The organism is Mulberry dwarf phytoplasma (assembly GCF_056504655.1).
On record NZ_CM151418.1, the window covers coordinates 298,759 to 318,641 of the forward strand.

Here is a 19,883-nt window from a genome sequence, read left to right on the forward strand (position 1 = left end):
AAACTTATTATTTGCATTTTCATTTATTTGCTATCTATGCTATCTACACTTTTTACTAATTTTACCAAAAATATTTATTTCTTAATTCAAAAATAACTTTTTAACAATATTAACAATATTAAAATTTAAAAAGCTAAAATTAAAAAAATAAATTAAAAAAGAAAGAATGAAAAAAGGTTTTTAAATGAGCAACTATATCAACAAATTGCGCCAAAAAATTGGAAAAGACCCTTTATTTTCTCCTGGGGCTTCCGTTATTGTTTATGAAAATAATAAATATTTATTGCAATTCCGCAAAGATTTTAATGTTTGGGGACTTCATGGTGGAGCAATGGAATTAGGAGAAACTGGAGCTGATGTTTGCGTAAGAGAACTAGAAGAAGAAACAGGTCTTAAAGCTTTAGAAATTTATCCCTTTCGTACCTATTGTGGAAAACATTTTGTTATCAATTATCCTAACGGAGATGTTGTCTATCCAGTTGTTATGGCTTTTGTAGTAACTAAAACACAAGGAAAATTAAGCCCACAAGATGATGAAGTTGCTAAACTAAAATGGTTTGATGAGGCCTCTTTGCCAATGGATGTTATGATGGAAATTGACAAAACCTTTTTAAAAGATTTTTTACAACACAAAAACCAAACCCAACCTTAAACATACAAAACTAAATTTTGTTAGGCAAAATGTCTTTGCTAAGAAAAAAATTAAAATATATTCCCAATTATTACATTCAAAATAATTATAAATTGAAATAATTATAAATTGAAATAATTATTAATCCAAATTATTAAAAAATTCTCTAGGTCGCATTTATTGTTCAAATTTTTAAAGCAATTTTTAAAACCACAAAATAAATTGTTTTAACTAAAAAAAGACTATCTAATGGCGGTAGTCTTTTTTTCATTTTTTCCTCGCGCGCTTTTTGCTTTTTTTCACCACCACCACCAAATCCGCAAATAAAGCCACAAACAGCAAAAAATAATTAAATGATGTCTACAAACCACTAAATATATGTTAAAATAAATAATAATGGGATTGCAAATAAGGACTTTTGCTACCCAAAATACCATCCCAATTATTTTCATTTTTCCCCTCCAATTACTTTGGTTTCCCCCTAAAATTGTTAATTTTTGTTTTTTCACTCAGGTTTTTGATAAAAATTAACATTATTTTATTTTCATTGCACTTTCACCTCACTTCATTTTATTTTCATTTTTTAATATTGAACCAAAGTAAGAATTATTGAAATACGAACCAACAACCCGCAATTACAAATTCAAAAACTAAAAAATATAAAGGATTAAAACGATTATGTTAAATTTTTTAAAAAAAATATTTAATTCTTCCAAAAAAGCTTTAAGAAAAGCTAGAACCATAGCTAATAAAGTACAAAATTTAGAAGCCCAAATGGCTTTATTAGATGACAAAGATTTTGCCACAAAAACCGCAGAATTAAAAAAACTCTTTCAAGAAGGAAAAACCCTTAACCAACTGCTGCCCGAAGCCTATGCTCTTGCCAAAGAAGCTACCAAAAGAGTAACAGGACTTACTCCTTATTACGTTCAAATTTTGGGCGCTGTAATTTTGCATCAAGGAAATATTTCTGAGATGAAAACTGGGGAAGGAAAAACCCTTACTGCCATCATGCCTGCTTATCTTAACGCTTTAAGTGGTAACCCTGTTCACATTGTTACAGTCAATGAATACCTAGCTAAAAGAGAATTTGAAGGTAGCATCGGTGATGTTTTTCGCTTTTTGGGAATGACAGTAGGACTTAATACCAAAGACAAAGACCACGCACAAAAACAACAAGCCTATTTATGTGATATTCTCTACACTACTAACAGTGAATTAGGGTTTGATTATTTAAGAGACAACATGGAAATTGAAGCTTCCAATTTGGTAATGAAACGCCCTTACAGTTATGCTATTGTTGATGAAGTAGACTCTATTTTAATTGATGAGGCAAGAACGCCTTTAATTATTTCCCAAAGTGTCAAAGAAACTAAGAATTTATACAAAGAAGCACAACGTTTTGTTCGCACCCTTAAAAATAGCCATTATCTTATTGAATTAGAAACTAAAACAATTGAACTTACCGAAGAAGGAATTACCAAAGCTGAAAACTTTTTCCAAATTGATAATTTATACAACGTAGAACACGCCTCTTTGCTCCACCATGTCAAAAACGCCCTTAAAGCAGCTTTTACGATGCACAAAGACAAAGATTACTTAGTTGATTACAAAGATGGACAAGTTCTAATTATTGATCAATTTACTGGACGTGCTTTGCCAGGACGCCAATTTAGCGACGGTCTTCACCAAGCATTAGAAGCCAAAGAAGGAGTATTAATTAAAGAAGAAACTTCCATTGGAGCTACTATTACTTATCAAAATTTTTTCCGTCTTTATCACAAATTATCAGGGATGACAGGAACTGCCAAAACCGAAGAAGATGAATTTAGAGACATTTATAACATGGAAGTTATCGAAATTCCTACCAATGTTCCTATGATAAGAATTGACGATCCCGATTTTATTTTTGTTTCTTTAAAAGAAAAATACGACGCTTTAATTGAAGAAATAACTTCTCGCCACAAAAAAAGACAACCCATTTTAATTGGGACAACTACAGTAGAAGTTTCTGAAATTATTTCTAAAAAATTAAAAAAACATTCCATTAAACACGAAATTCTAAATGCCAAAAACCACTCTAAAGAAGCAGACATCATTGCTAAGGCAGGACTTAAAAATGCAGTTACTATTGCTACTAATATGGCAGGACGTGGAACTGATATTCGTTTAGGCGAAGGGATTAAAGAATTAGGCGGACTTGCTGTTTTAGGTACTGAAAGACACGAATCACGAAGAATTGATAACCAATTAAGAGGACGTGCTGGACGTCAAGGCGACCCTGGTTATTCACGTTTTTTTATTTCTAGCGAAGATGAACTTGCCCAAAGATTTGGTGGCACTAGAATAGAAAAAATTATTTCTTTGCTCCAAAAAATAAGCGATTCCGAAACTAAAACTTCATCTAAAATGGTGACTAAATTTTTTACCAAAATACAAAAAAAAGTAGAATCTTCCAATTTTGACTATCGTAAATACCTCTTAAAATATGATGATATTTTACGTATTCAAAGAGAAATTATCTATAACCAAAGAAAAGAAATTCTAGTTAGCAATAGAGTAGAACAAATCGTTCAAGATTTAATGCAAAAGACCCTTAATAAAGCTATTTTGCCACATTTTACTAACAACCCTACCCAATGTCAAACCCAAACTTTAATTACTTTTTTAGAAAATAAATTTTTCCCTAAACAAACCTTTGATTTAGAAGAAGTACAAGAATTATGCAACAACCCTAAAACAAACTCCCTTGATTCTTTTCAACAACATTTATTGCAAAAAGTAAAAGCCACTTTACAATCTCAAAAAGATTTTTTTGAAAAAGACCCTGATAAAGCTCAATATTTTGCAAAAGGTCTTAAATGGATTACATTAAAAATAATTGATAATTACTACCAACGCCACATCAATGACATGAGTTCTTTAAGACAAGGAATTGGATTTGTAAGTTACGGACAACAAGATTCTTTTATTGAATATCAAAAAGAAGGACAAGTTTTATTCAATAACATGATTGCAAAAATTGCAAACGACATTACTGCTACTATTTTAAAGTTTTCTTTCGCAGATAGTTTTCAAACACCTCCCAAACAAAAAGTTTTTTTAAACAATGATTCAAGCGATGATGAATCTTCTAAAAAAAGAAGAACTAGAAAAGTAAGAACTTCTAAAAAACCTTGGAATTAATTTGTGGAAAAATACGAAATTAATCAAATTTTACAAAACTTGCATCAAAACCTTCAAGATTTAAAACAAGCCCTTGATTTAAAAAAAACCAATCAAACAATTGAAAAATTAAATTGCGCCATGCAAAAAGAAGATTTTTGGCAAGACCCCCAAAAAGCTGTTACAATAAGCCAACAATTCAACGACTTGCAAGACAAAAAAACTACTTTAGAAACTTTAGAACAAAATTATTTGGATCTAGAAACTTTATTTAATTTAAATGAAAGCCCAAATGAAACTTCTGCTTTATTAGAAGAAGAATTAAAAAACCTTACTAAAGCCGTTTTTGATTTCAAAATTAAAATTTTTTTGAATCAACCTTATGATATTAACAATGCTATTTTATTATTCCATCCAGGAGCAGGAGGCACTGAATCGCAAGATTGGTGCGAAATGCTTTTCCGTATGTATCAAAAATATGCTCAAAAAAAGAATTTTAAAACCGAAATTCTTGATTATCAACCAGGTGAAGGAGCAGGAATCAAATCAGCTACCTTATTAATTAAAGGAACTTATGCTTATGGTTATCTAAAAGCGGAAAAAGGAGTTCATCGTTTGGTAAGAATTTCTCCTTTTGATGCTAATTCCAAAAGACATACTTCTTTTGTAGCTTGCGATGTTTTGCCAGAAATTAATGAAGAAATCAAAATTAATTTAAAAACAGAAGATCTTAAAATCGATGTTTTTAGAAGTAGTGGTGCAGGCGGACAACACGTAAATACTACTGATTCAGCAGTAAGAATAACTCATTTGCCAACAGGATTAGTAGTGGGTTGTCAAAATGAACGTAGTCAGATCAAAAACAAAGAAAAAGCTTTGCAAATGCTAAAAACCAAGTTATTTCAATTAGCATCAAAACAACAAAAAGAAGAAAATGCTAAAAAATTTCAAAGCGACCAAAAAGAAAATGGTTGGGGTTCTCAAATTAGAAGCTATGTTTTTCATCCTTACAAAATGGTTAAAGATCACCGCACTAATCAAGAAATTTTTCAATTAGAACAAGTAATGGATGGAAACATCGACGAATTTATCAATGGATATTTAACCAAAATACCTATTAGTTCTCCTCATGAATAAAAAATAAAAATACAAAGTTAATTATTTTTTTAATCAATAACCAATATAAAAAAATAATTATAGGAAAAGCCAAGATAAAAAGGCATTTCAAAGAATAAATAATTTCCCAAAGTAATTTGTTTTGGGTTTTCTTTTTGTCTTGTCTTAGAACAATTTTAATATTTTATTTTTTGAAAACAACAAAGCACACTATTTTTCATTAAAATCACTCCCTTTATTATTTATTGTTGTTGATTTTTAAACATTTTTTAATGTACTGAAATATCTTTCACCTTAATTAAAATCTTCAAAAGATTTTATTTTTTTAAGAATTTATCAAAAAACATTTTTCTCATCTTTTTTATCAAAAACACTTGACAATTCAGTTATTTTATGTGATAATATTTAGGATGAACTTTTTAATTTACGATTAAACGATTAATAAAAAAATAGAAAGTGGGTTTTTATTATGGCAATAAAAATGCGTTTACAACGTTTCGGAGTGCATAAAAGACCTTTTTACAGAGTAGTTGCAAGCGAATCTAAAAATGCTAGAGATGGTAAATTTTTAGAAATTTTAGGAACTTATGACACTATTTTAGATATTGTTGAATTAGACCACAACAAAGTACAAAAATGGTTATCCAATGGCGCTCAACCAACTAAAACAGTCAAAAAAGTATTTAAAAAAAATAAATTTTTTGCAAAAACTAACACTAAAGTTGAAAAATAATTTTTTTCTCAATTTCAAAAATAAATGAAAGCGCCTTTAACGGTTAAAAACTAAATTTTATGATTATTGAAATTATCACTATTTTTCCGCTTTTTTTTAAAAGTTTTTGCGAAACTTCCATTATTAAAAGAGCTTTAGAACAAAAAAAAGTTCAAATAAAACTTCATGATTTAAGAACTTATAGCAAAAATAAACATAATCAAGTAGATGATAGCGTTTATGGAGGAGGAGTTGGAATGTTGCTTTCTTTCCCTCCTTTTTTTGATTGTCTACAAAAAATAAAAACTCCCCAAAGCAAAGTTATTTTATTATCTCCTCAAGGACAAATTTTTAATCAAATGCATGCCACTAATTTTGCTCAAAAAGAAACTCATTTAATTATTTTATGCGGTAATTATGAAGGGGTTGATGCAAGAATATTGCAATATATTGATGCAGAAATTTCCATAGGTGATTATGTTTTGACAGGAGGAGAAATCGCTGCTACTGTTTTGGTTGATGCAATTACAAGACTGCTTCCAGAAGTTATCAAAGAACAATCTTATCTTGAAGATTCCCATCAACAAGGTTTGCTTAAATATCCTCAATACACCCGCCCGCAAAGTTATTTGAATCACGAAGTGCCTGCTGTTTTGTTATCTGGAAACCATGCCAAAATAAGATGTTGGCGCCAAAAAGAAAGCTTGAAGGCAACTTTACAAAAAAGACCTGATCTTTTGGAAAATAAAAAATTAACTTTAGAACAAACCAAACTTTTAACAGAAATTAAACAAGAATTACAAAAATAATTCAAGAATTATTTATTTGAATTCAACAAAGGAGCAAAATTATGTCTCAATTAAAAGGACAAAATTTAATAGAATCAGTTAACCAGCACCAACTTAAAGATGTCCCTTTTTTCAAACCTGGTGATACAGTTAAAGTATTTATCAAAATTGATGAAGGAAACCGCAAAAGGGTTCAAATTTTTGAAGGTTTAGTTATTAAACGCCAAGGAAGATTAGTTACAGAAACTTTTACTGTAAGAAAAATATTTGCTGGTGTAGGAATTGAATTAACTTTCCCAGTACATTCCCCTACTAACGAGAAAATAGAAGTAGTTCGTCGTGGTATTGTTCGTCGCGCCAAATTGCATTATGTTCGCAACCTTTCTTCTAAAGCTTCTCGCATTAAAGAACAAAGATAAATTGTTTTTTTGTTTAAAGAAATACATTTTTTTATAATAAAAAACTTTTAATAACATTTTTTAAATATATTTTTCCCCTTTTTTTAATAAACAAAATTTAGAAAATTATTAAAAACAACTCTATTTTAATGATTTTTTTCAAAACCAAGAAAATTATTTCTAAAAATAAAATAGGAGCTCAAAATGTCTTTTTATGAAGAATTAAAATGGCGTAATTTAATTAAAGATTGTAGTAACGAAACACAAGTTAAAGAATTATTAGACAACAACCAAGTTAAGTTTTACTGTGGGCTTGATCCTACTTCTCATTCTTTAACAGTGGGTTATTTAGTTCAAATAACAATGATTTTATTAATGCAAAGACAAGGACATCTACCCGTTATTTTAGTAGGTGGGGCTACAGGTTTAATAGGAGATCCCAAAGAAACTGAAGAAAGAAAATTATTATCTTTAGAAAATTCATTGCAAAATGCTAAAAGTATTGAATGTCAACTTAAAAACATATTGTTAAACAAACAAGTAGAATTTGTTAATAATTATCAATGGCTTTCTCAAATAGATATCATTTCTTTCCTCAGAAACTACGGAAAACTTTTTAACATTAACTATATGCTTTCCAAACACGCAGTAGCCAAAAGACTTGCTTCTGGCATCTCTTTTACTGAATTTTCTTATATGATTTTACAATCTTTAGATTTTCATCATTTATACAAAAATCATAAAGTTAGATTACAATTAGGCGGTTCTGATCAGTGGGGAAATATCACAAGCGGACTAGAACTCATCAGAAAATTAGAAAAAAAATCCGATGCCCTAGGAATTAGCACTCCTCTTTTGTTAAATTCAGATGGAACGAAATTTGGCAAAAGCGAAAAAGGGGCTTTATGGTTAAATCCTTCAATGACTTCCCCTTATGAAATTTATCAATATTTTTTAAATGTTTCTGATAAAGAAGTAATCAATTATCTAAAAATGCTTACTTTAATCCCCAAGCAAGAAATTTTGGAATTAGAAAAAAACACCTTGGAAAACCCCCAACAAAGATTAGCTCAAAAAGCTCTTACCCAAAACATTATTACTTTAATTCATTCCTCAGATATTTTGCAAGAATGTATAAAAACTAACCAAATTTTATTTTCTAATGCTAAAAAAGAATCTTTCCAAGAAAAAGATTTTATTTTATTGCAAAAAACTTTGTTTTGTCATTCCACAAAAGAAGATATTTTATTAGTTGATGCTTTAGTTCAAACAAAACTGGCAACTTCTAAAAGTGAAGCTCGTGAATTTATCAAAGACAACACTATTAAATTATTTAATCAAAAAATCAAATCCCTTGATTTTGCAATAACCAAAAAAAACACTTTATTTGATAAATATGTCCTTTTGAAAAAAGGCAAAAAAAACAACGCTTTAATAGTCTTTTAATTATTAATAACTTTTTATTTATTTTATTAATTCATTTATGAAAAAATATGTCTTAACAAATTAAGAGGTTTCCAAAATGCAAAATAATCCTTTTCGCTGTTTTTTTCCAATTTTCAAAACCAACCCCGAGATTGTTTACTTTGATAATGCTGCTACTTCTTTAAAACCTCAAAAAGTAATAGATGAATTGACTAGATTTTATAGCACAAATGGACTCAATACCAAATCTTTTGGCGTTTTGTCTCATCAAAACACTTTACTAATGAACGAAACAAGAATTAAAACAGCTAATTTTATTAATTCCAAATCAGAAGAAATTATTTTTACTAAAGGAACTACTGATTCTTTAAATATATTAGCTCAAAGCTTAGGAGAAACCCTTCAAGAAGGTGACGAAATTATTACATCAGAATTAGAACATAATTCTTCCGTGTTTCCTTGGTTTAAACAAGCCAAACTAAAAAAAGCAAAATTAATTTTTGTTCCCCTAAACGAACAGAATCAAATAACTGTAGAAAATTTTGCTAAGGTTTTAACAAACAAAACTAAAATAGTTGTTTTAACTCATGTTTCTAATTTACTAGGGTACGAAACTCCCATTAAAGAAATAACAACTTTAGCTCACAAAAAAAACGCTTTAGTTATTTTAGATTCTGCCCAATCATCAAGTCACCTACCCATAGACGTTAAATTTTTAGATGTAGATTTTTTAGCATTTTCATCCCACAAATTATACGGTCCTTTTGGAATAGGGATTTTGTTTGGCAAAAATCATTTATTAGAACAATTACAACCTCCTTCATTTGGAGGAACTTCCATTAAAGAATTTTCTTTAAAACATTTTTTACTCAACGAAGGTCCTAATAAATTTGAATCAGGGACTCCTAATATTTCAGGAATTCTTGCTTTTAAAAAAGCTTTGGAATTTGTGGAAGAAATTGGTTTTGAAAACATCCAAAAACATGAAAAAAAGATTTATCAAAATATAATGAAAGAATTAAAACAAATTCCTAACATCACAATTTATAATCCTCAAGCTTTTTCTAATATCATTACTTTTAACTTTAATCAAATTCATGCCCATGATGCAGAAGCTTTTTTAGCTCAGGAAAATATTTATGTAAGAACTGGTAGATGTTGTGCTTTTTTAGCTACTCAAAAACTAAAACAAACAAGTATAATTAGAGTTTCTATAGGCATTCACAACAATCAAGAAGACGTTGATATTTTAATTAAAAACTTAAAAAAAACGCAAACTTTTTTCTCCAAATTTAATAAATAACTCAAGGCATTAAAATGTTAGAAATAAATAAATTATATCGTGATTTAATCATTAAACATTATCAAGAACCTCAAAATTGGGGACTTTCCCAAGACCCTGATTTTACAAACATAACTAATAAAAATGTTTCTTGTGGTGATTCTATTTCATTACAAATCAAAATCTCAAATCAAAAATTAATAGATATTAAATACGAAACTCAAGCTTGTGCTATTTGTCGCGCTTCAGCAAGTTTGATGTCTATACATCTTAAGAATCTAGAAATTCCACAAACATTAGAAAAAATAAATCATTTTTTAGCTATGATTAATAATCAAATATATGATGAAACTCAACTTGACAAAGAATTACTATTATTTAAACATTTTATTAATTTTCCTGGAAGAGTCGCTTGTATAAGTCTTCCTTGGAAAGCTTTACAACAAGTAATTAAAGCACACACAATAAAAAAAGTTATTAAATAAAAAAGACAACCCTAAAAAGGTTGTCTTTTTTATTTATAAATATTATACATCAAAATCTTAAAATACCTAATTTTTTTCGTACCTGTTGGATTTTTTTCTCTGCAATCAAGGAAGCTTTTTGAGCTCCTTTATTTAAAATATCATCCAATTTTGCACTATCAATTAATTGATAAAATTTTTGTTGCAAAGGTACAACAAAATTAATTATTTCTTCACCGACTTTATTTTTTAACTCTTTATAATTACTTTTTTGAAAAAGTTTTTCACTTTCAAAAATACTAATTTGCTTTAAAGAAGCATAAATGGTTAAAAGATTAGAAATTCCAGGTTTATTTTCTGGATCATATTTAATTATTTTTTGGGAATCTGTAACAGTTTGGGCAATTTTACTTTTAATTATTTGAGGATCATCCAAAAGTAAAATATAGCTTTTAGGATTTTCCGTATCACTTTTACTCATTTTTTTCAAAGGGTTTTGCAAAGATTTTATTTTCGAACCCAAAGGATTAAAAAAAGGTTCCGGAACAACAAAAGTATTACCATATAAATTGTTAAATCTTGTAGCCAAGTTTTTAGTTAATTCTAAATGTTGTTTTTGATCTTTGCCAATAGGCACTAAATTTGCATCATACATCAAAATATCAGCTGCCATCAATGTGGGGTAAGTAAATAAAGAAGTCCTTATTCCTTCTGCATTAATTTTGCTTTTTTCCTTATATTGAATCATTCTTTGTAGTTCAGAAAAATAAGAATTGCATTCCAAGAGATAACCCAAATAAGTATGTTGTGTTACTTCAGATTGAACAAACAAATTTATTTTTTCAGGATCAAGCCCTGATGCCAAATAAAGAGCTGCTATTTTTTTGATTTGTTGTTTTAGTGTTTGGGGTTCTTGATAAAAAGTAAGGGCGTGCAAGTCAGCTATAAAAAGATAAAAATCAAAATTTTTTAAGTTTTGTTGCAAATATAGCAAAGGTTTTAAAACCCCAATATAATTTCCTAAAGTAAGATCGCCCGTTGGTTTGATCCCTGACACTAATCTTTTATTTGGTATCAATTTTATCACCTCCTTTTTTATTTTTTGCAAAATGATTTATTATAGCAAAATCATCTTTAATATTTTTGTGGATTTAATCAAATTTATTTATTATTTGTTTTTTTAATTTCATTCATCTTCTAAAGAATCTAAAAGGTTTTCTTGTTTTGCTTTGGCTAAAATGGTTTTATTAATTTTAGAACGAGTGGCAAAATCAGCTTTAGTAAATGGTTTTTCTTGGCGCGCCTCTACAATTTTATTAGCAGCAATCAAACCTAGACCATCAAGCGAAAGCAGTGGCATCCTTAAAAAACCACCATCTTCTATTTTTAAAACACTAACATCTGATTTATTAAAATCAACAGTTAAAAATTTAAAACCACGATGTACCATTTCTTCGGCAATTTTTAAAGTATTTATTAAAGCATCTTCTTTGGCTTTAATTTTTTTACTTTTTTTCAATTCTGCAAGCTTATTTAATTTTTCTTTAATAATTTTTATATCGTTACTAATCATGATTTGGTGGTCGAATTGTTCTGTTCTTTTAGAAAAATAACCACTATAAAAAGCTAATGGTGCATGCATTTTAAACCACGCAATCCTCAAAGCCATAATAACATAAGCAGTGGCGTGCGCTTTAGGGAATAAATATTTAATTTTAGCAGCAGAATCAATATACCAAGCTTCTACTTTGTCTTTCATTTCTTGTTTGTATTTGTTCCATGTTTGAAAATCATCTTGGGGTTTGCCTTTGCGGATAAATTCCATAATATCAAAAGCTTTTAAAGGATCAAGCCCTTTTTCTTGTAGTTGTAACATAATATCATCACGACAACCAATTATATCATCAAAAGAAATTGTTTTATTTTTGTATTTTTCAAATTCGCCTGTTTTGTTGATAGCATCTCTGGCGTTTTGGTTCCAAACATCAGTTCCATGTGAAAGTCCTGAGATTTTTACTAAAGCAGCAAAATTAATTTTAATTGCTTGTTTTTGTGAATTTTGTTTAGCGGTTGTTAAATCTTTTAACATTTGTTTGACAAAAATAGTTCCAAATTCAGGAATACCCAAAGAATCAATAGTGATTTTATTTCCTGGATTTACAGAAGAATCAATTTTGAATTCGTTGGAAAACAATTTATAAACTTCGGGATCATCTACAGGAATATCTTGGGCTCTTGTGAAAGGGAAAATTCTTTGATTTTCTTTAACATAATCCATCAAAAATTTAATCATCATAGGATCATCATGTCCTAAAATGTCTAATTTAAAAAGATTTTGCTCAAAGGAATGATAATCAAAATGAGTGGTTTTCCAATTGGTGTCATTAGCTGGATATTGGACAGGAGTTACTTCATAAATACTGCGATCGGGTGGCACAACAACAATTCCTCCTGGATGCTGGCCATTAGAACGTTTAACTCCTTCGATTTTGTTGGCAATTTGGGCTACTTTTTGTTTGCGCCATTGTTTTTGTTTTTCTTCTACAAAACCCATCGTATAGCCATAAGCGTTTCTTTGGGCAACAGTCTGGATGGTTCCTGCTCTAAAAGCGTGTTTTTCTCCTAATAATTCTTTAATGTAATTATGGGCTTGGCTTTGGTAATCACCTGCAAAATTTAGATCAATATCAGGAGTTTTGTTGCCTTCAAAGCCTAGAAAAGTTTCAAAAGGAATGTCATGACCGTCTTTTTTGAACTGAGTGTTGCATTTGGGACAAGGCATGTTTGGCAAATCGTATCCCGAAAAAACCTTATCAAGTTCGTTTTGGTATTTTTCTTCTTCTGAGTTGTAATATTGTTCTTTTTCTTGTGGTTTTAATTGGACAATAGTGTAGTTGCATTGTGGACAATAATAATGTGGCTTTAACGGATTTACTTCGGTAATTTCTAACATAGTTGCTACTAAAGAAGAACCAATCGAACCACGTGAGCCTACTAAATAACCTTTTTCCAAAGAATTTTTAACTAATAAATGTGATAAATAATAAACAGGAGCAATATTTTGATTAGATTTTTCGTTTTTTGTCTCTCCGATAATACTTTTTAACTCTTGATCCAATCTTTCTTTAATTAAAGGATGGGGAGTTGCGCCGTACATTTGTTTAACTTTTGTATCAACCAAACGCTTAATTTCTTCTTTGATGCTTGGTATTTGTAAGTTGGCTTTGAAAGCTTCGTCTTTGAAAGAAAATAGTTCCGAAGAAAAAGCTTTGATTTTTTCAATTTTGGAATTAAGCAAATGAGTATTTTCAATTACAATTTCATAAATTAATTTTTCATCTTGTAAAAAGGCAAATGCATCTATCATTTCTTGGGTGGTCAAAAGGTGATTTTCTGGCAAGTTTTTATTTTCGTATCTAGATAATTTGTGTAAGCCGCCTCCTACCATTTTGGCACTAATATAAATTTCGCGATAATCTTTTTCCCAAGGATGAATATAATGAACGTCCCCAGTGGCAATTACTATTTTTGCTTGTTTTTGGGATTCTTTTATGATGGTTTTGAGAGTAGTTTCAATGATTTGAAGCCCGTTTTTGCCTAAATCATGAATTAAATGTTTATAAGCTTGGGGAGGTTGCACTTCGATGTAATCGTAAAAAGAAATAGCTTTTTTCAATTTGGAAATGTTTTGATTGAGAGCTATTTCAAAAATATTGCTATTCATGCAACCACTACCCACTAAAAGACCTTGTCTTAAATTAGCTAAATTAGATTTTAAAACACGAGGGCTTTTGTTAAAATCCTTAGTTAAAGCGTTGCTTAAAAGTTCAAAAAGATTGCGATAACCGGTTTGATTAGCCACTAAAATATTGATGTGATAAGGTCTTTCGTATTTGGGATCGATTTTTTCTTGTAAGTCAAAAAAAGTAATTACTTGTTCGTCTTTGGGATCTTTGGTTAGATCTGCCAATTGATCAATCATTTTGATAAAAACTTCTGCTGTGGCAGTGGCATCCGCAAGTGCACGGTGATGGTCTTCTAATTTGACTTTGAAAAAAGTTGCCAATCTTTTTAAAGAAAAATATTTTAAAAGATTACTGAAATAACGTTGAGACAATGCCATGGTATCAATAATGGGTTGTGGTTCCAAAGATATTTTGAGTTCTTTTGCTTTTTCTTTTAAAAAATTAATATCAAAAGAAGCGTTGTGAGCCACTAAAACACAGTCTTTGGCAAAAGCTAAAAATTGTGGTAAAACTTGGTCAATTGTTTGTTGTCCTTGAAGCATTTCATCCGTAATATTGGTAATATCGATGATAGTTTTGGTTAATTTTTGTTGCGGGTCGATAAATTTTTGAAACTCGCCTATTTTGTTTCCGTTTTTAATTTTTACTCCAGCGATTTCAATAATTTTGTCACGAACATTAGATAATCCAGTAGTTTCCAAGTCAAAAACCACATAAGTAGCTTCTTTTAAAACAAAATCTTTTTCTAAATTATCTTCTTTTTGATTGGTGATATAAATAGGTTTTTCTTCAATAAAATCAACTTCCACTCCATAAATAGGTTTGATTTTTTTATTTTTGGCATGTTCGTTAATTTCAGGGTAAGCATAAATGCCGTCATGATCCGTAAAAGCAATCGCTTCGTGTCCCCATGATTCTGCTATTTGTAAATATTCTTTAGCACTGTTAATGGCGTCTAAATTAGACATTTTAGTGTGAGTGTGAAATTCAATTCTTTTTTTGCCTTGAAAACCCAAGTCTTGGCGGATTAATGAAGGCGAAATTGAATCTGATTCTAGGGTTTCGTATTGTGTCATCATTAAATGAACATCATCCCAAGCACTATAATTAATTCGAGCTGTGATTCTAAATAATTGTCCAGTTTGGTAATTGGCTTTTAAAAATTGTTCTTTTTCATCTTTGGACACTTTTTTTTGAATTAAAATAGCATCTTTATTTTTGATAGAAAAATCATTGTCGTTTTCTTCTATAACAAATTTTAAATAAGAATACTGAAAATTAGCTTCTTTGATAGGATGAGCCAAAAAACCTTCAACAATTACATAAGTATTGGGATTTTGACGGTTGAATTCTTCCAGCTCTTGTTTATTTTTAGGAAGATCTTTTATTTTTGTATCTTTAGTTGTCATTTTAGAATTGCTATTATAAGCTCTTTTATTATGATTATATGCTTTTGCTTGGGGTGTTGTTTTTGCTTTTTTTGTTTGATCGGTTTGAGAAGTTGGATCTGATTTGTTATTTGGATTTTTTTCTTGATTTTGTTCGTTGGAGTTGGTTTGATGATTCGGATTTTGTTGCAATTCTTCGATTTCAATATTTGTGGATTTTTTTCTATTGATATCAATTTTTCTATCTGTTGATAAGATAAATTCATTTTTAAAACCATAAAATTTAGAAAAAAAATCTTGAAGAAGTCCCATTTTTTTATTTAAACATTTAAATGCATTAGGATTTACAAAAATGATAAATTTGCCGTTTTGAAAATTTACTTGGTGATTTTGAATTGCAAAATAATCTAAATCATGATATTTTTTTATTAAACTGGCTTGGGTTATAATATAATTAAAATAACTTTCTGCCAAAGATTCTAGATAATCCCAATTTTCAAAATCGATGTGGTATTCAATTTGGGGCAAATTAGGTTTGGTTTGCGCTTGGTTTTTCCATAAAATAGTTAATTCTTGGAGTAATTGTTCTAAAAAAAATGCTAAATCACAAACTAAAGGTAAATGTTTAAATGTGATTTGTAAAACCCATTTTGGGCTTTTTTGGCAAACTGATATTTTTTTTACTTGAGGATTTTGAAAATATTTTTTGCAAAAACCTTTTTGTTCGATAAATTGTTTAAATGAATGAGTAGACACAATAAATACCACCTAATAGTTGATTGGGAAAAGAGGCAAGAAAGAGGCAAGAAATCAAAATTGTTGTTTCAAATCGTTTTTTAAAAAATAAAACAAATAAAAAAACACATGAAATTCATGCAATTTTTTATTTGTTATTTCTTTTCATAGATGCAATTATAAATAAAAATAAATTAATGGTACTGATGGTCGGACTCGAACCGACATGAGTATTGCTCGCTTGATTTTGAGTCAAGTGTGTCTACCATTCCACCACATCAGCTTTTTGTTTTAAATGATAAAAATATCATACTTATATATTATATCAGTTTTATTTTGATTTTTGTTTTTTTTCCTCAAAATCATAAACCAAAATAATATTTACATGCTCGCCACCCAAAAAAAGACCACATTAGCTAATAGCCTTTTATCAGGTTTCGGTGTTAAAACTTTGAAAAATTATTTATTTATGAAGGATATTTTTAGTAAATATTTTGTTTAATAAATTAGTAATAACAATGATACTTAAGTAAAAACCAGTTATCATAGCAAAAGGCAAGATCGGATTAAAAGTCACTCCAGTATTATTTTTAGCTACTAAAGTTAACTCAGAGATGCCTATCATAGCAAAAAAAAGAACTATCTTTAATGTTTGTGATGAATTGTTGGATAATAAAAGGCACTGATCTTTTCAAAGCTTGGGGAAAAACAATAGAGAAAAAACTTGTCTTTGGCTCATTACCAAACTCAATGCCGCTTCAATTTGTCCTTTATCTAAAAATTTGATATTCTGCATTAAAATTACATTAATGTTTGCTAAAGAATTAAGACTCAAAACCAAAAGTCCTGCATTAAGAGAAGTAATAACACCTTTATTACAAAGGTTTCCAATGCCATAATAAACAAGCATTGCTTGGTCTGCTGTTGGCATCGTTTTTAAAATGAAAAATAAAATATCAAAGATCCAACTTATTCCTTTGCTAATTTTTAATATATAAGGATTATTGGATTGGGCATTTTTCATTAAGGTGCATAAAACAGCTATAAAAAGCCTAAAAAAAGACCATCAATAGCCAAAATTAAAGTAGTTTTAAGTCCTTCTTTATAAGATGGAAAAGTTTTTCTAATTTGTGACCAAGTATTATTTTTTGCTAGATTAATTGTTTCTTGATGGTTTTCAAAAATATCGTCTACCCATTTTTTGGTTATTTTTTCTATGTTTGTAATTTGTTTTTTTGTTTTTGCAATTTCATTTATTAAGTTTTGTTTTTCATTATCACTTAAAATTGATTTATTTTGTTCTAATGGATTTGTAAGTTCCTTAAGTTTTGCTTTTAGTGTGTCAATATCTATGATTTTTCCTAATTGTTCTATTTGTTTTGTTGTTAATTTTATTTCTTCATTTTCATGTGTAATTTGTGTTTCTGGATTTGCTAATCTTTCTAATTTGTTTTCCAAGCTATTAAGTTTATTTTTTAAATCTATAATATCTAGGAATTTGCCTTCTTCTTGTTTTACTAATCCCAATTCCAATAATACGGTATTTATCTTTTCTTGTAAATTTGGTATTCTTCTATCTTTATCATTTTTTTTAGGCAAAAACATTCCCAAACCTTGAGGGCAAGCAGAATGACTTAAATTTTTGGAATTCATGTTAAAAAAAGCTAAATTATTATCTGAGGCACAAGCCCATCTAGCCATAAAACTATCTATTACAAAAATATCGGATTTCTTTTGTGAAACATCCTGAAAGTATGCAGGAGGACTACTTAATTCGTTGTTTTTTTAACAAGTGGCTGTGATTCTTGCATATTTGTTTGCGCTACTATTTTTTCAATTACTGGGATTGCAGCAGTATTTTGGAATGTTACAAATTGAATTGGTTCGTTTGGAGTTGCTATTTTTTTTAATTCATCGCAAAAACCTTCAAAATTTATTTCTTCTTTTTGGATTAAACCTTCAAATCTTTTGTCATTCCTTCTTACTATCATGCTAGTTTGGGCTTGGATATAAGCCTTAGAATGATCAAGTTTTTTGCTTCTTTCTTCTGTAATGCTCATGCATGTAATTGCTACATCAATTTTTTCTTGGTTTAAAGCAGCTAAAACTCCTTCAAAATCTAAAACATTGATTTCTAATTCCAAATTTAGTTTATCAGCTATTTTTTTGATTAAACTGAGGTGTTCCATTTTTTTAGACACTTTTTAAGTTTAATGAAATTATTTGTTAGTTTGAAAAGATAAGAAATTATCTATTTAATTTTAAGTCTTAAAGAGTAATTTTGAAATAAAAAAGTGTCTAAAAAAATGGAACAGTTCAACGATTTAATACCCCAAAAACATTAGGAGCAGAATCGTTAGTTGTTGCCACTATTAATTTGGGTTTGGATGATTTTTTTGCTTGGTGAATGTTAATTCCAAAAACTTGGAAATGCAACCAAATTAGAATTATAAAACTAATTAATAATGTAGAAATTTTAAATATCTTTATATTTTTTTTATTTTTGAAAACGTTTTTAAAAAAATTTGATAAAACATTGAAAAAAAATACCGTTTTGTATTCATGTTTTTTTACATCCTTTTTTACTGTTAATTTTGATAATTAAATAAATTAAATGATAAAAGTTAATTGTAATAAATAAAAAATGATAATAAATAAAAAATGATAATAAATAAAAAATGATAATAAATAAAAAATGATAAAAAATAAAAAATGATAGTAATGATAGTTTTAGTCTGTTTTTTATAATAATTTTTTGATTGTTTTGTTCTTTTTTGGATTGTATTTGTCTTTTTTGTGTCTTTGTTTCTTTGGTTTTCTTTTTTAAATATTTTGCTATTTATATATGCTAAAATTGATATAAGTATTTAGTCTTGTATCTAACATCAACGCCCATCGTTATCTCCTAATATAATTAAAATTTGAGTTGTAAACAATAATAAAAACAATAAAGTTGATACAAATATGTAGTTTTATATTTGAAATTAACATTCATTGCTTTTATCTCCTGACGTTTTTGATATTTGGAATATTTATTTGGGAAAAATTAAATATTTACACTTATTTTTATTATACACAAAAATAGCTAAAAATCGTATAAAAAAAGACCACATTATTAATGGTCTTTCTTATAGTGTTGATTTTTTAAATATTTCATTATGCTTTTGGTTGTAATAATTTAATATTTTTTTCTAATAATTTGTTTGATAAATTAGTAATGCTGATAATGATTAAGTAAAAACAAGATATTGTAACAAAAGGTAGAATCGGATTAAAGGTAGAGCCCATATTGCTTTGTGCTTGCCAAGAAAGTTCGGCAATTCCTATAATGGCAAAAAAAGAACTATCCTTAATGTTTGTGATGAATTGTTGGATAATAAAAGGCACTGATCTTTTTAAAGCTTGGTGGAAGATAATAGAGAAAAAAACTTGCTTTTGGTTCATCCCTAAAGAATGAGCGGCTTCAATTTGTCCTTTATCTAAGAATTTAATATTTTGCATTAAAATTACAGTAATGTTTGCTAAAGAATTAAGTACTAAAACAAAAAGACCTGCATACAAACGTTTAATTTCAAAAAGATCTTTGCAAAGATAACCAATACCATAAAAAAAAAGCATTGCTTGGGCAGCTACAGGAATTCCTTTTAAAATAAAAAATAAAGTATCTAAAAAATAAGTTGTTCCTTTGTTAATATTTAATATTATTTTATTATGGGGTTGAGAGTTTTTAATTAAAGTATATGAAGTTGCAAATAAAAAACCAATAATAAGACCATCAATAGCTAAAATTAAAGTGGTTTTGAGTCCTTCTAGATAAGATGGAAAAGTTTCTTTGATTTGATGCCAAGTAGTGCTTTTAGAAAGCATGTCTTTGTGGTTGTCAAAAACTGTTTTTAATCTTGCTTCTGATTCACTTTCTATTTTTTTTGTTTTGGTTGAAAAATGCCATCCAAATACTGAAAAATGCAACCATACCAACAATATAGAGCTAATTGATAATGTAATAATTTTGAATATTTTTATATTATTTTTC

15 protein-coding genes and 1 tRNA gene are annotated in these 19,883 nt (G+C 28.5%); 9 read left to right on the forward strand and 7 right to left on the reverse strand.

Annotation, left to right across the window (positions count from 1 at the left end; translation table 11 throughout):
* The first annotated feature begins 184 nt into the window (after positions 1-184).
* The 9 genes from JAHGCCOI_RS01490 to sufU all read left to right on the forward strand — a co-directional run bounded on the left by JAHGCCOI_RS01490 (position 185) and on the right by sufU (position 10,002).
* Positions 185-652: an NUDIX hydrolase gene (locus JAHGCCOI_RS01490; RefSeq protein WP_479492211.1), complete on the forward strand. Its 468-nt coding sequence runs from the start codon at positions 185-187 to the stop codon at positions 650-652.
* 657 nt (positions 653-1,309) lie between these two features.
* Positions 1,310-3,817 carry a preprotein translocase subunit SecA gene (gene secA, locus JAHGCCOI_RS01495; RefSeq protein WP_227807014.1) on the forward strand — a complete coding sequence of 836 codons (2,508 nt, stop codon included), beginning with the start codon at positions 1,310-1,312 and terminating at the stop codon, positions 3,815-3,817.
* A gap of 3 nt (positions 3,818-3,820) precedes the next feature.
* The gene (gene prfB, locus JAHGCCOI_RS01500; protein WP_034171982.1) at positions 3,821-4,933 is read left to right on the forward strand and encodes a peptide chain release factor 2; all 1,113 of its coding nucleotides are present in this window, start codon (positions 3,821-3,823) and stop codon (positions 4,931-4,933) included.
* A gap of 448 nt (positions 4,934-5,381) precedes the next feature.
* Entirely contained in the window at positions 5,382-5,645 is a 264-nt protein-coding gene (gene rpsP, locus JAHGCCOI_RS01505) for a 30S ribosomal protein S16 (protein ID WP_212509092.1), read from the forward strand.
* Between the two features lie 59 nt (positions 5,646-5,704).
* A complete protein-coding gene (trmD, locus tag JAHGCCOI_RS01510; RefSeq protein WP_227807013.1) occupies positions 5,705-6,433 on the forward strand; it encodes a tRNA (guanosine(37)-N1)-methyltransferase TrmD in 729 nt (242 codons plus the stop codon).
* 41 nt (positions 6,434-6,474) lie between these two features.
* The gene (rplS, locus tag JAHGCCOI_RS01515; protein WP_011160821.1) at positions 6,475-6,831 is read left to right on the forward strand and encodes a 50S ribosomal protein L19; all 357 of its coding nucleotides are present in this window, start codon (positions 6,475-6,477) and stop codon (positions 6,829-6,831) included.
* Between the two features lie 183 nt (positions 6,832-7,014).
* On the forward strand, positions 7,015-8,256 hold the full coding sequence (tyrS, locus tag JAHGCCOI_RS01520) for a tyrosine--tRNA ligase (RefSeq protein ID WP_212775556.1): 1,242 nt from the start codon (positions 7,015-7,017) through the stop codon (positions 8,254-8,256).
* 76 nt (positions 8,257-8,332) lie between these two features.
* Positions 8,333-9,538 (forward strand): aminotransferase class V-fold PLP-dependent enzyme, encoded by a 1,206-nt coding sequence (locus JAHGCCOI_RS01525; RefSeq protein WP_479492212.1) that lies wholly within the window; start codon positions 8,333-8,335, stop codon positions 9,536-9,538.
* Between the two features lie 14 nt (positions 9,539-9,552).
* On the forward strand, positions 9,553-10,002 hold the full coding sequence (gene sufU, locus JAHGCCOI_RS01530) for a Fe-S cluster assembly sulfur transfer protein SufU (RefSeq protein WP_479492213.1): 450 nt from the start codon (positions 9,553-9,555) through the stop codon (positions 10,000-10,002).
* Between the two features lie 49 nt (positions 10,003-10,051).
* Here the strand turns inward: sufU and trpS are convergent, their stop codons facing one another.
* From trpS to JAHGCCOI_RS01565, 7 genes are all read right to left on the reverse strand, one after another.
* Positions 10,052-11,056, reverse strand: a complete 1,005-nt coding sequence (trpS, locus tag JAHGCCOI_RS01535; protein ID WP_227807396.1) for a tryptophan--tRNA ligase — start codon at positions 11,054-11,056, stop codon at positions 10,052-10,054.
* Between the two features lie 111 nt (positions 11,057-11,167).
* Positions 11,168-15,883: a PolC-type DNA polymerase III gene (locus tag JAHGCCOI_RS01540; RefSeq protein ID WP_479492214.1), complete on the reverse strand. Its 4,716-nt coding sequence runs from the start codon at positions 15,881-15,883 to the stop codon at positions 11,168-11,170.
* Between the two features lie 165 nt (positions 15,884-16,048).
* Positions 16,049-16,133 (reverse strand) — tRNA-Leu (locus JAHGCCOI_RS01545).
* A 408-nt stretch (positions 16,134-16,541) separates the two neighbouring features.
* Positions 16,542-16,781, reverse strand: a complete 240-nt coding sequence (locus tag JAHGCCOI_RS01550; RefSeq protein ID WP_479492216.1) for a hypothetical protein — start codon at positions 16,779-16,781, stop codon at positions 16,542-16,544.
* Positions 16,782-16,891: 110 nt separating this feature from the next.
* Positions 16,892-17,551, reverse strand: coding sequence for a hypothetical protein (locus tag JAHGCCOI_RS01555; RefSeq protein WP_479492217.1), 660 nt, complete (start codon positions 17,549-17,551; stop codon positions 16,892-16,894).
* A 68-nt stretch (positions 17,552-17,619) separates the two neighbouring features.
* A complete protein-coding gene (locus tag JAHGCCOI_RS01560; RefSeq protein ID WP_479492218.1) occupies positions 17,620-18,051 on the reverse strand; it encodes a substrate-binding periplasmic protein in 432 nt (143 codons plus the stop codon).
* Between the two features lie 955 nt (positions 18,052-19,006).
* Entirely contained in the window at positions 19,007-19,819 is an 813-nt protein-coding gene (locus JAHGCCOI_RS01565) for an amino acid ABC transporter permease (protein WP_479492219.1), read from the reverse strand.
* Positions 19,820-19,883 lie beyond the last annotated feature (64 nt).

What these genes read in the sequence shown, in the direction of transcription:
- JAHGCCOI_RS01490 (WP_479492211.1), top strand. Translation starts at nt 185, where the DNA reads ATGAGCAACTATATCAACAAATTGCGCCAAAAAATTGGAAAAGACCCT.
- secA (WP_227807014.1), top strand. Translation starts at nt 1,310, where the DNA reads ATGTTAAATTTTTTAAAAAAAATATTTAATTCTTCCAAAAAAGCTTTA.
- rpsP (WP_212509092.1), top strand. Translation starts at nt 5,382, where the DNA reads ATGGCAATAAAAATGCGTTTACAACGTTTCGGAGTGCATAAAAGACCT.
- trmD (WP_227807013.1), top strand. Translation starts at nt 5,705, where the DNA reads ATGATTATTGAAATTATCACTATTTTTCCGCTTTTTTTTAAAAGTTTT.
- rplS (WP_011160821.1), top strand. Translation starts at nt 6,475, where the DNA reads ATGTCTCAATTAAAAGGACAAAATTTAATAGAATCAGTTAACCAGCAC.
- tyrS (WP_212775556.1), top strand. Translation starts at nt 7,015, where the DNA reads ATGTCTTTTTATGAAGAATTAAAATGGCGTAATTTAATTAAAGATTGT.
- JAHGCCOI_RS01525 (WP_479492212.1), top strand. Translation starts at nt 8,333, where the DNA reads ATGCAAAATAATCCTTTTCGCTGTTTTTTTCCAATTTTCAAAACCAAC.
- sufU (WP_479492213.1), top strand. Translation starts at nt 9,553, where the DNA reads ATGTTAGAAATAAATAAATTATATCGTGATTTAATCATTAAACATTAT.
- JAHGCCOI_RS01550 (WP_479492216.1), bottom strand. Translation starts at nt 16,781, where the DNA reads ATGCCAACAGCAGACCAAGCAATGCTTGTTTATTATGGCATTGGAAAC.
- JAHGCCOI_RS01555 (WP_479492217.1), bottom strand. Translation starts at nt 17,551, where the DNA reads ATGGCTAGATGGGCTTGTGCCTCAGATAATAATTTAGCTTTTTTTAAC.